General features: G+C 64.7%; 12 protein-coding genes. 6 read left to right on the forward strand and 6 right to left on the reverse strand.

The features are described from left to right. Window positions 1–22 precede the first annotated feature (22 nt). The 4 genes from ACH6CV_RS00810 (at window position 23) to ACH6CV_RS00825 (ending at window position 4,745) form a co-directional block, all read left to right on the forward strand. Window positions 23–1,549 carry a sugar ABC transporter ATP-binding protein gene (locus ACH6CV_RS00810; RefSeq protein ID WP_456356250.1) on the forward strand — a complete coding sequence of 509 codons (1,527 nt, stop codon included), beginning with the start codon at window positions 23–25 and terminating at the stop codon, window positions 1,547–1,549. Window positions 1,550–1,566: 17 nt separating this feature from the next. Then, entirely contained in the window at window positions 1,567–2,598 is a 1,032-nt protein-coding gene (locus ACH6CV_RS00815) for an ABC transporter permease subunit (RefSeq protein WP_456356251.1), read from the forward strand. Continuing rightward, the gene (locus tag ACH6CV_RS00820; protein ID WP_456356252.1) at window positions 2,598–2,807 is read left to right on the forward strand and encodes a hypothetical protein; all 210 of its coding nucleotides are present in this window, start codon (window positions 2,598–2,600) and stop codon (window positions 2,805–2,807) included. Before ACH6CV_RS00815 ends, ACH6CV_RS00820 begins: the two co-directional genes overlap by 1 nt. 165 nt (window positions 2,808–2,972) lie before the next feature. Further along, window positions 2,973–4,745: a flavocytochrome c gene (locus ACH6CV_RS00825; protein WP_456356253.1), complete on the forward strand. Its 1,773-nt coding sequence runs from the start codon at window positions 2,973–2,975 to the stop codon at window positions 4,743–4,745. A gap of 267 nt (window positions 4,746–5,012) precedes the next feature. Here the strand turns inward: ACH6CV_RS00825 and ACH6CV_RS00830 are convergent, their stop codons facing one another. Genes ACH6CV_RS00830 through ACH6CV_RS00840 form a run of 3 tightly spaced genes read right to left on the reverse strand, consistent with a single transcriptional unit; the run spans window position 5,013 to window position 8,258 of the window. Continuing rightward, window positions 5,013–6,134 carry a UDP-N-acetyl glucosamine 2-epimerase gene (locus tag ACH6CV_RS00830; protein WP_456356254.1) on the reverse strand — a complete coding sequence of 374 codons (1,122 nt, stop codon included), beginning with the start codon at window positions 6,132–6,134 and terminating at the stop codon, window positions 5,013–5,015. Window position 6,135: 1 nt separating this feature from the next. Then, window positions 6,136–7,239 carry a polysaccharide biosynthesis C-terminal domain-containing protein gene (locus ACH6CV_RS00835; RefSeq protein WP_456356255.1) on the reverse strand — a complete coding sequence of 368 codons (1,104 nt, stop codon included), beginning with the start codon at window positions 7,237–7,239 and terminating at the stop codon, window positions 6,136–6,138. Next, window positions 7,236–8,258, reverse strand: coding sequence for a polysaccharide biosynthesis protein (locus ACH6CV_RS00840; protein WP_456356256.1), 1,023 nt, complete (start codon window positions 8,256–8,258; stop codon window positions 7,236–7,238). The genes ACH6CV_RS00835 and ACH6CV_RS00840 overlap by 4 nt, the downstream gene beginning before the upstream one ends. 201 nt (window positions 8,259–8,459) lie before the next feature. On the opposite strand from ACH6CV_RS00840, the gene ACH6CV_RS00845 reads away from it, so the two are divergent. Together ACH6CV_RS00845 and ACH6CV_RS00850 are read left to right on the forward strand one after the other, a co-directional pair. After that, window positions 8,460–9,794: a hypothetical protein gene (locus tag ACH6CV_RS00845; protein ID WP_456356257.1), complete on the forward strand. Its 1,335-nt coding sequence runs from the start codon at window positions 8,460–8,462 to the stop codon at window positions 9,792–9,794. Between the two features lie 65 nt (window positions 9,795–9,859). Then, window positions 9,860–11,032: a MalY/PatB family protein gene (locus ACH6CV_RS00850; protein WP_456356258.1), complete on the forward strand. Its 1,173-nt coding sequence runs from the start codon at window positions 9,860–9,862 to the stop codon at window positions 11,030–11,032. A gap of 334 nt (window positions 11,033–11,366) precedes the next feature. Here the strand turns inward: ACH6CV_RS00850 and ACH6CV_RS00855 are convergent, their stop codons facing one another. The 3 genes from ACH6CV_RS00855 to ACH6CV_RS00865 are packed head-to-tail and all read right to left on the reverse strand — an operon-like array spanning window position 11,367 to window position 14,408. Next, entirely contained in the window at window positions 11,367–12,326 is a 960-nt protein-coding gene (locus ACH6CV_RS00855; RefSeq protein WP_456356259.1) for a lipoate--protein ligase, read from the reverse strand. An 11-nt stretch (window positions 12,327–12,337) separates the two neighbouring features. After that, window positions 12,338–13,264 (reverse strand): AEC family transporter, encoded by a 927-nt coding sequence (locus tag ACH6CV_RS00860; protein WP_456356260.1) that lies wholly within the window; start codon window positions 13,262–13,264, stop codon window positions 12,338–12,340. Between the two features lie 28 nt (window positions 13,265–13,292). Next, window positions 13,293–14,408 (reverse strand): aminopeptidase, encoded by a 1,116-nt coding sequence (locus ACH6CV_RS00865; RefSeq protein WP_456356261.1) that lies wholly within the window; start codon window positions 14,406–14,408, stop codon window positions 13,293–13,295. Between the last annotated feature and the right edge of the window lie 11 nt (window positions 14,409–14,419).

The raw sequence follows: 14,419 nt of genomic DNA on the forward strand, positions 1-14,419 counted from the left end.
GATATTTGACCGAAGGCCGGTGATGAACATGAATCAGTCCCCTGCGCCGTATCTGCTCGAGATGGAGGGCATCGACAAGCAGTTCCCGGGCGTCAAGGCGCTCGACCGGGCGATGCTGCGCCTAAGGCCGGGCACGGTGCACGCGCTGATGGGCGAAAACGGAGCGGGCAAGTCCACGCTCATGAAGTGTCTGTTCGGCATCTACAAGAAGGACGCCGGCACGATCCGCATGGATGGCCGCGAAGTCAATTTCACAAACCCCCGCAACGCGCTCGATAACGGCGTAGCCATGGTGCACCAGGAACTCAACCAGGTGCTTCGGCGCAACGTCATGGAAAATGTCTGGCTGGGCCGCTTCCCCGCGCGGTTGGGCTTCGTCGACTCGCGCAGGATGTACGCGGAGACGAAAAAAATCTTCGATTCGCTCGACATCGACGTCGATCCGCGCCGGATTATCGGCGACCTGTCGGTGTCGCGCCGCCAGATGGTGGAAATCGCCAAGGCCGTGTCCTACGACGCGAAGATCCTGGTGCTGGACGAGCCGACCAGCTCGCTGACCGAGAACGAGGTCGAGCACCTGTTCCGCATCATGAAGAAGCTGACGGCGTCGGGCGTCGGCATCATCTATATCTCGCACAAGATGGACGAAATCCTGCGCATCTCCGACGAGGTCACGATCATGCGCGACGGGCAGTGGATCGCCACGCGCGACTCGAAGGAGCTCAACACCGACGAGATCATTCGGCTGATGGTCAACCGCGACATGGAAAACCGCTTCCCGCCCAAGCACAACGCGCCGGGCGAGGTGCTGCTTGAGGCCAGGAACATCACCGGCAAGTACGAGCCGGCCTGCAAGGACGTCAGCTTCGAGCTGCGCGCCGGCGAGGTGCTGGGCGTGGCCGGGCTCGTGGGTTCGCGGCGGACCGAGCTGTTAAGTACGCTGTTCGGCGTCAACACCAGGGAATGCGGCACGCTCACGCTGCGCGGGCAAAAGATCGACAACCGCGACGCGTCCACGGCCACCAGGCAGGGCTTCGCCTACCTGACCGAGGAGCGGCGCGCGACCGGCCTCTTCCCGCAGATGTCAGTCACCTTCAACTCGGTCATCGCCAACATCAAAAGCTACGGCAAGCTGCTGCTGAGCGGGCTCAAGATGAACAAGGACGCCGACTGGGTAATCGATTCGATCCAGGTCAAGACGCCGAGCAAGCGCACGCAGATCAAGAGCCTGTCCGGCGGTAACCAGCAGAAGGTCATCATCGGGCGGTGGCTGCTCACCAAGCCCGACATTTTGCTGCTCGACGAGCCGACGCGCGGCATCGACGTAGGCGCCAAGTACGAAATCTACCAGCTGATCCTGAAGCTGGCCGAGGAGGGCAAGGCGGTTATGATGGTGTCGAGCGAGATGCCGGAGCTCGTGGGCATCTGCGACCGGATCCTGGTCATGTCGGGCGGCCGGCTCGCCGGCATCCTCACGCGCGGCCAGGACTTCGGCGGCATCCCGGGCGAGCAGGAGACGATCATGCGGCTGGCCGCACAATACGTTTAGGCAGGGGTTGAATGTATATGGAAAACACGCGGATCATCAGCGGCAAGCGCGTGGGCGAGTGGCTGCTCGACTATGCGCTGTATGTCATCCTGGGCTTGATCCTGGTCACAGTGAGCGTGATCCGGCCGGATTTTCTGAAGGTCGATAACATCATCAACATCGTCAAGCAGGCGTCCACCAAGGGCATATTGGCGCTGGGCTGCGCGGGGCTGATCGTGCTGGCCGGCACCGACCTGTCGATCGGGCGGGTGCTGGGGCTGTCGGCAGCGGTGACCGCGTCGCTGGTGCAAAAGGTCGGCTACGCCTCGCGCTACTACCAGAACATGACCGAGCCGCTGCCGCTGATCGTGCCGTTTCTGGCGGCGATCCTGATCGCGGTGGCGATCAGCCTAATCAACGGCTTCGGCGTGGCGAAGCTGCACCTGCACGCGTTCATCATCACGCTGGGCACGCAGCTGATCGCGTTCGGCGCGAACTGCCTGTACATCGAGGCGCAGCCCTCGGGCACGGCGCAGGCGCTCTCGACGTTTGAGAAGGACTTCTTGAACGCGGCGGCGGGCAATATCATGATCGGCGGCTTCAAACTGCCCAAGGTGGTGCTGTACTTTTTGGTCTGCGCGGTCGTCATGTGGGTGATCTGGAACAAGACGCGGCTGGGCAAGAACATGTTCGCGGTCGGCGGCAACACGGAAGCGGCGGCGGTTTCGGGCGTGAACGTAGGAAAGACGATCATGCTGATCTACCTGATCGCGGGCGTGCTGTACGGCATCGCGGCATTCCTGGAGACGGCGCGCATCACCTCGGTGGGCGCGAACACGGGCAATGGGTACGAGCTGGACGCGATTTCGGCCTGCGTAATCGGCGGCGTTTCGTTCTCGGGCGGCGTTGGAACGATCCAGGGCGTGGTGATCGGCTCGATCATCCTGCAGGCGATCAACTACAGCCTGTTCTTCTTGCAGGTCAACCCGTACATGCAGTACATCATCCGCGGGCTGATTATCATCCTGGCCGTGACGATCGACGTGCGCAAGTACCTGGTGAAGAAGTGATGGAAAACAGGCGGCCGTTGGATGAGGCGCGCGAGGACAATGAGCGCGCTTATGCGCCGCGCGTGACGCTGCATGAGCGCAAGGAGCGGCTGTACGAGAAGCTGCGCGGCAAGGTGTCGGTCGCCGCGATGGATCGGATTATCTGGGCGATCGTTGGGCTGATCGTGGCGGCCGTAATCGTCGGCATGGCGATGGGCAACCCCGCGTGAGCGTGACGGGAGCCCAGGGGTGCCGCCCTTTGGCGGGGGCTTGAGGGGGGGCGCACCAATGTTTCCACTGTTTCGCAACCCGACTTCCCGGTTGCGTTTTCGCCCCTGCCATGGTACAATCACTCTGTGATGAACTTCACAATCTAAAGCGAGGAGGAAAAATCCATGAGGAAACTATGCTCTACCCTGTTGGTGCTCGCGCTGCTGTTGACGGTGCTGGGCGCGCCGGCCGCGTTTGCGGCGGGCTATTCCGCCGGTACGTATACGGCGGCGGCGAAGGGCAACAACGGCGACGTGACCGTTAACGTGGTTGTGTCGGCGGACAAGATCGAATCGGTCCAAGTGACCGGGCATCAGGAAACGCCGGGCATCAGCGACAAACCCATTGCCGAGCTGCCCACCGCGATCGTGGCGGCGCAGGGCCTCGGCATCGACACGGTGTCGGGCGCGACCAACACGTCGCATGCAATCCTCGAGGCGGTCGCCGACTGCATGGCGCAGGCCGGGGCCGACGTGGAAGCGCTCAAGGCCGTAGGCTCCGCCCCGGCTGAAAAGGCCGCGGACGAGACGCTGACCGCGGACGTGATCGTGATCGGCGCGGGCGGCGCGGGCATGGCGGCGGCCGTGCAGGCCAACCAGGATGGCGCGAGCGTGATCGTCATCGAGAAGCAGGCGCAAATCGGCGGCAACACCATCCTGTCGGGCGGGGCGTTGAACGCGGTGGACGACCGCAGCGAGACCGCCATCCGCAACAACGACTCGGTCGAGTGGCACTACACGCAGACGATGAACGGCGGCGATAACAAGGGCGATCCGCTGCTGGTGCACACGCTGGTGCGCAATGCCTGGGCGGGCGTGACCTGGCTCAAGGAGCTCGGCATGGAGTTCATCCCGGACAAGATCTTCACCGTAACGGGCGGGATGTGGCCGCGCGCGCACAAGCCGGTCATGCCGGTGGGCACGGGCTTCTTCGACACCTATCAGAAATATGTGGACAGCCATGAGAACATCGAAATTCGCCTGAACACCAAGGCCGACCGCCTGATTGTGGACGGCGGCAAGGTGGTGGGCGTCGTGGCGACCGGCGAGACCGGTAACGCGATTACGCTGAACGCCAACAAGGCGGTCGTGCTGGCAACCGGCGGCTTCGGACGCAATGTCGAGATGCGCATGCAGTACGACACCAAGTGGGGCAACCTGACCGAGGCCGTGCCCTCGACCAACCACGCGGGCGCGACCGGCGACGGCATTGGGATGGCGACCGAGGTGGGCGCGCAGCTGACCGGCATGGAATACATCCAGCTGCTGCCGCTCGGCGATCCCCAGAGCGGTTCGCTGTCGGGCAACATCGAGCACGACGTGGAACGCCGCATCTTCGTCAACAAGAACGGCGAGCGCTTCGTCAACGAGGGCGGACGCCGTGACGACATGACCGCCGCGCTGTTCGCGCAGCCGGATAGCTGGATGTGGATCGTGATGGACAGCGACTGCTACCCGACCGGCGACGAAAAGAACAACTTCAACGAATCGGTCAATCAGTTGATCTCCGAGGGCCGCGCGTTCAAGGGCGAGACGCTGAGCGACCTGGCTGCGGCCATCGACGTGCCCGCCGAGGCGCTGGAAAAGGCGGTCGCCGACTTCAACGAGCACGTGGCCTCGGGCAAGGAAGACGCGTTCGGCCGCACGCTGTACTCGACGCCGATCGACAACGGCCCGTTCTACGCCGCGCCGCGCGTACCCACCGTGCACCACACGATGGGCGGCGTGAAGATCAACGTCAACGCCGAAGTGATTAACGAGGCGGGCGAAGTCATCGACGGCCTGTACGCCGCGGGCGAAGTGACCGGCGGTATCCATGGTGCAAACCGCCTGGGCGGCAACGCGCTGGCGGACATCCTGGTGTTCGGCCGCATCGCGGGGGCAAACGCTGCGAAGTAGTCACACGAATCCGCCTGCGGGCGTATTCGTGTGAGAAGGAACGGGGGACGGCACCTGAAAATTCTGCGGAACTTTCCGGGCGGTGCCGGGATCGGGTGTGCATTTTGTGCGCAAAATGCCGCCCGCCCCGCCGTACATGCCGCCGGTACGATTGAACATGGAGGGCTGCGGCCCTCCAAACCTCCCGAGCGGTAGGCGGCGAAGTAGTCACACGAAAAAAGCAAGGGGTCCTTTGAATCGCCGAGGGGATTCAAAGGACCCCTTACTTTATCTTTTCAGCCACACCGTCCGATCCACGATCTTCGCATAACTCTCGATGAGCTTTATTACCTTGACCGACACGTTCAAATCCGCGTAATCCCCCGGCATCGCGACCGGCTCATCCTTCATCGCGATCGCCAGCTCCACCGCGCGCTCAACCTCGTCGCGCTCGATCCCGCCGATCACTACCGTGCCCTTGTCCAGCACCTCGGGCCGCTCGGTCGACGTTCGGATCAGCACGCCCACGAAATGAAGCAGCGCGCTCTCCTCCGACAGCGTGCCGCTGTCCGACAGCACGCAGCGCGCCGACATCTGCAAGCGGTTATAATCCAAAAACCCGAACGGCGTCAGGCTCCTGACCAACGGGTGAAACCGGAACCCCCGCGCCTCGATGAACTTGCGGCTGCGCGGGTGGGTCGAGTACACCACCGGCAACTGATACTTCTCGGCCATGAAGTTGATCGCGTTCATCAGCGACAGGAAGTTGTCCTCGATGTCGATGTTCTCCTCCCGGTGCGCCGACACCAGCAGATACCCGTCCTCCTTCAGCCCCAGCCGCGCAAGCACGTCGCTTTGCTCAATCCGCGCGCGGTGCGCCTGAATCACCTCGGCCATCGGCGAGCCGGTCACGAACACCGTCTTGCCGTCGATGCCCTCGGACAGCAGGTAGCGCCGCGCGTGCTCGGTGTAGGGCAGGTTGATGTCGGCGATGTGATCCACGATCTTGCGGTTGACCATCTCCGATACGTTCCAGTCCCAGCAGCGGTTGCCGGCCTCCATGTGGAAGATCGGGATCTTGAGCCGCTTGGCCGAGATCGCCGACAGCGCCGAGTTGGTGTCGCCCAGCACCAGCAGCGCATCGGGCCGCAGCTTACGCATCAGAGCGTAGGAGCGCGCGATGATGTTGCCCATCGTCTCCCCCAGGTCGCCCCCGGCGCAATCCAGATACCGGTCCGGCGCGCGCAGGTTCAGTTCGTCGAAGAACACCTGGTTCAGCGCGTGGTCCCAGTTCTGACCCGTGTGCACCAGGGTGTGGTCGAAGTAGCGGTCGGCCTTTTGGAGCACCGACGACAGGCGGATGATCTCGGGCCGGGTGCCCAGCACCGTCATCAACTTGAGCTTTGACATGCTATACCTCCAGCGCGCAGGTGTCGGGGTTTTGCGGGTCGAAGCACTCGCTCGCCCACATCACCGTCACCATGTCGCCCGCGCCCCTATTCTCGATGTTGTGGGTGAAGCCCGGCGGGATGTCCACCACCTCGGGCGCGTCGCCGCGCACATGGTACTCATCCACCGTATCCTCATCCACCTGCCGCAGCCGGATCACGCCCTCGCCCCACACGACCAGAAATTTTTCGTGCTTGGTGTGGTGGAAGTGGTTGCCCTTGACGATGCCGGGCTTTGATACGTTGATCGACACCTGCCCGCGCTCCCCGGTGCGCGCGAACTCGGTGAACGAGCCGCGCGCGTCGCGGTGCGCGGTCAGCGAATAGGCGCGCGCCCCCGCGGGCAGGTAGCTCAAGTAGGTGGCGTGCAGCTTGCGCGTGAACGGGTCGCCCATGTCGGGCAGCTCAAGCGTCGTGCGCGACGCGCGGAAGCCGCGCAGCAGCGCGACGATCCGCCCGAGCGTCGCGCGATGCACGGGCGCAACCGCCCGCTCGGGCGAGGGATGGCCCCCAATCGCATGCACGATCTCGGCCACCACGTCGTCGATGTAGACGAGGCTGAGCTCAGTCGCCGGATCGGTGACCGTTACGGCCAGATCGCGCGCGATGTTGTGGCAGAACGTGGCCACGGCGCTGTTGTAGTTGGGGCGGCACAGCTTGCCGAACACATTGGGCAGCCGGTAGATCAGCGCCTGCGCGCCGGTACGCGCCCCGTGCTCGCGCAGCCGCGCCTCGGCCGCGCGCTTGCTGCGCCCGTAGGGGTTGTCGAGTTCCGCCTGGGTCGACGAGGTCATCAGGATCGGCGCGCGGTTGCCCGCCTTCTCGAGCGCCGCGCACAGCTCCTCGGTGAACCCCAGATTGCCCGTCTCATACTCGGAGGCGTCCCTCGGCCGATTGACCCCGGCCAGGTGCACCACGAAGTCGCAGTCGCCGGCCAGCCGCGCAAGCGCTCCCGGCGCGGCGTCCGTGTCGTAGGGCAGCGGCTCGATCTCACGGTGCTGATGCCGCAGCGTCATCAGCAAATTCCGCCCGATAAAGCCGCCGGCCCCGGTCACGAGCACCTTCACAGCGCGTCACCCGCCTTCCCCGCGAGCGTGTCGCGGATGTAGGAAAGCCCAAGCAGTTTCTGCTTTACCTCCTCGACGCTCAAAATTGTGGTGTTGCTCGAGTTGAACTCGCCGATCTCGGAAAGCTTCTTGTCGCCCTCGATGAAGTACTTGTCGTAGTTCAGGTCGCGGTTGTCGGCGGGTACGCGGTAGAAGTCGCCCAAGTCCTGCGCGCGCGCGCATTCTTCCTTGGTGAGCAGTGTTTCGTGCAGCTTCTCGCCGTGGCGGATGCCGATCACCCGGCGCTCGTGTTCGGGGGCGAACAGTTCGCATACCGCCCTCGCCAGCGTGTCGATCGTGCAGGCGGGCGCTTTCTGCACCAAAATGTCGCCCGGCCGCGCGTTTTGAAACGCGAACAGCACCAGCTCCACCGCTTCGTCGAGGCTCATCAAAAAGCGCGTCATCGTCGGGTCGGTCAGCGTGATCGGCTTGCCCGCGCGAATCTGCTCGATAAACAGCGGGATCACCGAGCCGCGCGAGCACATGACATTGCCGTAGCGGGTACAGCAAATCGTGGTATCCCCCGCCGCGCGCGCGCGCGCCACGGCCACCTTCTCCATCATGGCCTTCGAGGTGCCCATCGCGTTGACCGGGTAGGCCGCCTTGTCGGTGGACAGGCAGATCACCTTCCTGACGCCGGCCTCGACCGCGGCCCCAAGCACATTGTCGGTGCCGATGACATTGGTCTTGACCGCCTCGAGCGGGAAGAACTCGCAGGAGGGCACCTGCTTGAGCGCCGCGGCGTGGAACACGTAGTCGACGCCGTGCATCGCGGCGGCGAGGCCCACCGGGTCGCGCACGTCGCCGATGTAGTAGCGCACCTTGTCGCCGCCGTAGACGCGGCGCATGTCGTCCTGCTTCTTCTCGTCGCGCGAGAAAATGCGAATCTGCGCGATGTCGCCTTCGTAAAATCTGCGCAGCACCGCGCCGCCAAACGAGCCGGTGCCGCCGGTAATCAGCAGCGTCTTGCCTTTGAGCATGGTCTTTTCACTCCCTGCGTATGCCAGTTGAATCGCCCTCTATCATACCACTCATCGCCGCGTTTGTCACGCGGCGGTTTAAGCCTTGCCCGGCGCCCCCATGTACGGGCTTCAATTCGTGCTTGTAACTTCCGCATGGATTTGGTACAATCGGAACATCCTGTTATGGCTATGAAGCAAATCAACAAAGGAGTGTAGATGATGAAGAAACGGCTGATCCTGTTGATCGCGGTATGCCTGTCGATCATGCCCATGGCGGCGCTTGCCGAGCCTGCCGCGCAGCGCGTGACGCTCACGGTCAGGGACCCCTACCTCCAGGTGGGTACGCCCGGCGAAGCCAAGCCGACCAATGTGGTGGACCTGACCGGGCTGTCGCTCTCGTTCGAGGGCAGCATAGAAGATGAAATCCTTTCAGCGCTCATCACGCTGTCGGCAGGCGGCGCGCCGGCCGCGCAGGCGCTTATGCAATTGGGCGGCGCCGGGCTGACCGCCGCGCTGTCGGGCATGGAGCACGCGGCGTATGTGCCGATGGAGTCGCTGGCCGAGCAGTTCCCCGGCTTCCCGGGCGCGGGCGACCCGCTCGACGCGTTGCTCAAGGCGGCGGAAGGCGTAGAGATCGTGGACGAGGGGCTGGTAGAGGCCGAGTTCTACGGCGGCGGCCGGCTGGCGGCCCACAAGCAGAGCTTCACGCTGACCGACGCGCAGCTGCGCGCGCTGATCGAGGCGATGGACATGGGCCTGCCGGTCGACGACATGCCGCGCATCTGCGTGACCGGCGCGCTCTACGGCGACGACGGCGGGGAGCACCTGCGCGTCGAGTACAACTACCACATCGAGGACGTGGTCACAAAGAACGGCGAAGAAGCGGTCAAGGCGCTGGACATCCCGGTGACGGTGACGGCCTACCTGCCCGGCGACGCGCTGTACGCGGCGATTCAGGCGGATGCGACCGAGGGCACCCGTCTGGTCGGCAACCTGATGGCGACGCCTTCCGCGGCGATGCCGGAGTTGCTCGACATCTTCGGCGAGCTGACGGTCTATGAGGACGACGACGAGGTGGAGGGCCAAGTTGAGCTGATCGGCTGGCCTGCCGAGACCTCCGCCGGCACCGAATACACGCTGTCGCTGAATGTCCACGATGGCGATGAGGGCGACGCCGTAGTGGCGCTGAACGCGCACGCGCTCATCGGCCCGCAGGCCGTGGCCTATTCGTTCGGCGTGGACCCGGGCGAGGGCGAGCACCTGATGCTGCGCTACGACGCGGACGTGGTCGAAAATGGGCTGAACGGCACGCTGTCGTTCGACTTTCTCGATCGCTCCAGCGCCCTGTTCGCCCGCGTCGGCATCGACTGCGCCACCTCCGGCGAGCCGGTTTCGGTCGATCTCGGCGGCTATACGCCGATCGACGTGACCCAACTGACCGAGGAACAGGGCGAGCTGCTGGCGGACGAGGCGCAGGCTACCGCGATGCGGGTGGTGGGCGCGCTGATGCAGATTCCGGGCGTGCAGGCGCTGTTCGTAGGCCGTATCTTCTAACCCAAAGCCCAACCATGTCCGCGTTCATGATCGGGATTGGTATAAATGCACAAGGAGCACAGACGATGTACGATTTTGACACGCTGATCGACCGCACGGGCACGGGCGCGTGCAAGTGGGAGCGCCGCTCGGAAGCGGAAAAAGACGACGGAATCCTGGCGATGTCGGTGGCCGATATGGAACTGCCGGCCCCGCCCGCGGTGCGCGAGGCGCTTGTTCGCGCGGCCGAGCACGGCATCTACGGCTACACCGATCCAACCGACGCGTACTTCGACGCGGTGGCCGGCTGGATGCACAAGCGCCACGGGGTTTCTCTGACCGCGCGCGACATCGTGCCGGTCAGCGGCGTGGTGCCCGCGATCTCGGTCGCCATCCGCGCGTTCAGCCTGCCCGGCGACGGGGTGATCGTCCAGCCGCCGGTGTACCGTCCGTTTTATTCGTGCGTGACGCGTAATGGCCGGCAGCTCGAGCGTTGCCCGCTTTTGCTGACCGCGGACGGCTACCGGATGGACTTCGAGGCGCTCGAGCGCGCGGCGCGCAAGCCCACGACCCGCCTGATGCTGCTGTGCTCGCCGCACAATCCGGTGGGGCGGGTGTGGACCGACCAGGAGCTCAATCGCGTGCTGGCGATTTGCCGGGCGAACGACGTATTGGTGCTGGCCGACGAGATCCACGCCGACCTCACCATGACGGCCAGGCACCTGTCGTTTTCAAAGCTCAACGCCCAGGCGCGCGTTGCTTCGGTTACCTTCGTCGCGCCCAGCAAGACCTTCAACATCCCGGGGCTGCAGTGCGCGAGCGCGCTGATCTACGATGAGCGGCTGCGCGAGCGCTTCAAATACCAGGCCCACGTCGACGGCTTCGACAACATCCCCTACTTCGGGCGCGCGGGCGCGATCGCGGCCTACACCGGCGGCGAGGAATGGCTTACAGCGGCGATCGAATACATCAAGGGCAACTACGAACTGCTCGGGGATTTCCTCGACAAGCACCTGCCGCAGGCGCGGCTGCTGCCGATGGAGGGCACCTATCTGGCCTGGATCGACTTCCGGTGGACGGGCATGGACGCCCCGGCGCTCGAGCGCTTCATGCGGGACGACGCGCGCCTGATCCTGAGCGAGGGCTACACCTTCGGCGAGGAGGGCGCGGGGTTCGAGCGGATCAACCTGGCGTTGCCGCGCGCGCAGCTTAAGCGCGCGCTGACCCGCCTGGCCGACGCCTGGGACGCGCGGAAATGAAGGATGGGGCTGTGGCGCCGAGCAAGGCGCCGCGGCCCCCTTTGTATGCTTGCGCATGGAATGTGCCGTGCGCGGCGAAAGGATGCGCAGTCGATGATCGCTTCGCTTTCATGCCAATCGGAATCATGAACGCTCGAATGGTTCCGGTTGGTATCGCCGCCCCGCCCGCGGCCACGCTCCAAAGCGGGGAATGGGAAGGATCGTCCAACAGACGCAGGCCCGGTTTCGCGAAACGGGGACGGACCCGTCCTGAAATATGGCGGCGCTGCCTGTCGGCAGCGCCGCCATATTCCAGAACATCGGGAACGCCGCGGCGGGGAGCAACCACCCCGACCTATACCGTCTCCAGCCAATCCGCCACGTCCGCTTCCCCGATCGCCCTCGCGCGCTCGGCCAGCGCTTCGCCGCGCCAGGGCGCGCCCTCGAGCGCGGTTTCGAGCCGCGCCTTCAGCGTCTCGTCCATCGCGTCGGTGAACACCTTGATGCCGGTCGCGCGGCCACCCAACACATCGGCGAACAGCTCCACGCCGCCCCAGTCGAACCGGGCGCTCAATCGGATCGAGCCCGCGGGCGACGCGCCGTAGTTCCAGTCCCAGCCGGCGTACTTCGCGTTCAGCGCGTCGAGCCCCGGCATCACGACATCTTCCGCGCGGCAGGCCGCCGCCGCGCCATACTCGCGGCAGAAGGCGTCGATCATCGCCCGCTTCATCGACCCGACGTCCACCTCGCCCAACTCCGCCAGGTTGACCACCCGCGACTTAACCGACTTGACGCCCTTGGCCTTGAGCTTATCGGACGCGACGTTCAGGTAGCGCGGCAATATCCCCATGTCCACCGACACCAGGATCGTGCCGTGGTGCAGCGCCGAGTGCTTGAGCAGCCGGAACGCGTTGCCCGAAAACTTGCGCCCGCCGGCCGTCAGGTCGTTGCGCCCGCTGGCCTCGGCCTCAATGCCGTGCGCGCGCACCGCGTCCAGCACCACGCGCAGCTGGCGCGCAACGTCGTAGTCCTCGCGCGGCACGATGAACGAAAAATTCAGGTTGCCCAGGTCGTGGTACACCGCGCCGCCGCCCGACGAGCGGCGCGCGAGCGTGCCGCCCTCGGCCTCCAGCAGCTGCGTGTGGCACTCGCCCCAGGCGTTTTGGCCCGCGCCGATCACCACCGTGTGCTTGTTCTGCCACAAAAACAACAGCGCCTGCCCGGCCGGCAAGTTCGTCAGCAGCGCGTCCTCGAGCGCCAGGTTCCGGTGGGGGTCTACACAGTCGGTCGCCAGGATACGGGTGGATGTAATCATCTGTCTCTCCTTTAATTCAGATACGGGATCAGCGCCATGTAGGCCGGGATCAGCAGCAGAGACAAAAGCGTGGACAGCAGCAGCCCGCCGGCCGCGTACTCGACATCCGCGCCGCGGTCGCCCGCCGCGATCGTGGTCTGCGTCATGACCGGCATCGCCGCCTGGATCAGCAGCACGTTGCGGGTGAACGCGTCGACCGGCGTCACGATCACCGCGAGCAGCAGCAGCGCCGGCGACAGGACGAACCGCCCGATCAGCATCGCCGCATAGCCCCCGTGCCACTTGAGCGACCCGCGCTTTATCATGCGCATAATCACGTAGCCGGTGTAGATCAGCGAGAGCGGCGTGACCAGGGCGCCCAGGTACTTGGCCGCGCGCATCGCAAACGCGGGCAGCGTCCAGCCCATGAGGATCAGGGCGACGCTCAGCAGGAAGGCCACGAACGGCATCGGGAAGAGCTTCCTGATCTCGATCTTCCCGCGCCGGCCGCCGTCGCGCGCCATCAGAAAACAGCCCGCCGACCAGAACAGGCTGGTGTTGGCCACGTAGTACAAGAGAGCGTAGGGCATGGCCCCGTCGCCGAACAGCCCCACCGACACCGGCACGCCGATGAACACCGAATTCGAGAACGCGAACATGCAGGTGAACACCCCGCGCCGATTCCCCTCGATTTTCAAAAGCCGCGCGACGATCAGCCCCAGCGCGACCGTCAGCCCCATCGACAGGTAGGAGGCCGCGATACCGCCCGCGCTCGCAAGCAGGCGTTCGCGGGTGAATTCGGTCAGCATGTTCGAGATCACCAGCGAAAACATGCCCACGTCGACCGTCAGCCGCGCGACCAACTTCGCGCCCGCCTCGTCGAGCCACCCGGCGTGCGTGAGCGCCATGCCCACGCCGATCAGCAGGAAGATCGACGCCACCACCGATACCGCGGCCATGCTACTCGCCCCTTTTGTATAAACTTCATTATTTCAACTGATCCGGGTTCAGGCAGTTGAGGTCCTCCGGCACGAACAGCCCGTCCTTGCGGATCAGTTCGCCGTCGAACCACATCTCGCCCCCGCCCATCTCGGCCGTTTGAATGGCGACCAGGTCCCAGTGGATCGCGGAGCGGTTCCCGTTGTCGCAGTCCTCATAGGCCTTGCCGGGCGTGAAGTGGAACGAGCCCGCGATCTTCTCGTCGAACAGCGTGTCCTTCATCGCGCGCGTGATGTAGGGGTTGACACCGATCGCGAACTCGCCCACGTAGCGCGCGCCCTCGTCGGTGTCGAAGATCTTGTTGATGCGCTCGCTGTCGTTGGCCGTGGCGCGTGTGATCTTGCCGTTCTCGAAGGTCAGGCACACCTGCTCGAATGTGAAGCCATGGCAGATCGAGGGCGTGTTGTAGGTGATGCAACCGTTCACGCTGTCGCGAACCGGCGCGGTGTACACCTCGCCGTCGGGGATGTTGCAATCGCCCGCGCACTTGATGGCCTTCATGCCCTTGATCGAGAACCGCAAATCGGTGCCGGGCGCAACGATGCGCACCCGGTCGGTCGCCTCCATCCGGCGGACCAGCGCGTCCATGGCCGCGCTCATCTTGGCGTAGTCCAGGCAGCAAACGTCGAAGTAATAGTCCTCAAACGCCTCGGTTGACATGCCGGCCTGCTGCGCCATCGAGGGCGTCGGGTAGCGCAGCACCACCCAGCGCGTGTCGGGCACACGGATGTTGCCGTGCACCTTCGACCAGACCTCCTTCGTGAACAGTTGGTGTCTGTCCGCCGGCACGTCGCTCATCTCGCTCGCGTTGTCGCCCGCGCGCAGCCCGATGTAGGCCTGCATCTGCTTCATGAACGCGCCCTCGGACTCGGCCATCAGCTTCGCCTGTTCCCCGGTCAGGCCGCGGGTCAGCGCGCGGTTGACCGAGGCGTCCTTGAGCCACACGAATGGCATCGCGCCCACGGCGTACGCCTCCCCGACCAGCGCGTTCACGAGCGCGGTTTCAAGCCCGGTGTTCTCGATCAATACCTTGTCGCCCGGCCCCGCCTTGCAGGAATACCGGATCAGGTTGCGCGCGAGTTGCGAAATGCGCGGATCCTTCATAAAAAAGCGCC

The organism is Anaerozeibacter quisquiliarum, from assembly GCF_051162045.1.
Classification (GTDB): Bacteria; Bacillota; Clostridia; order Christensenellales; family Aristaeellaceae; genus Anaerozeibacter; species Anaerozeibacter quisquiliarum.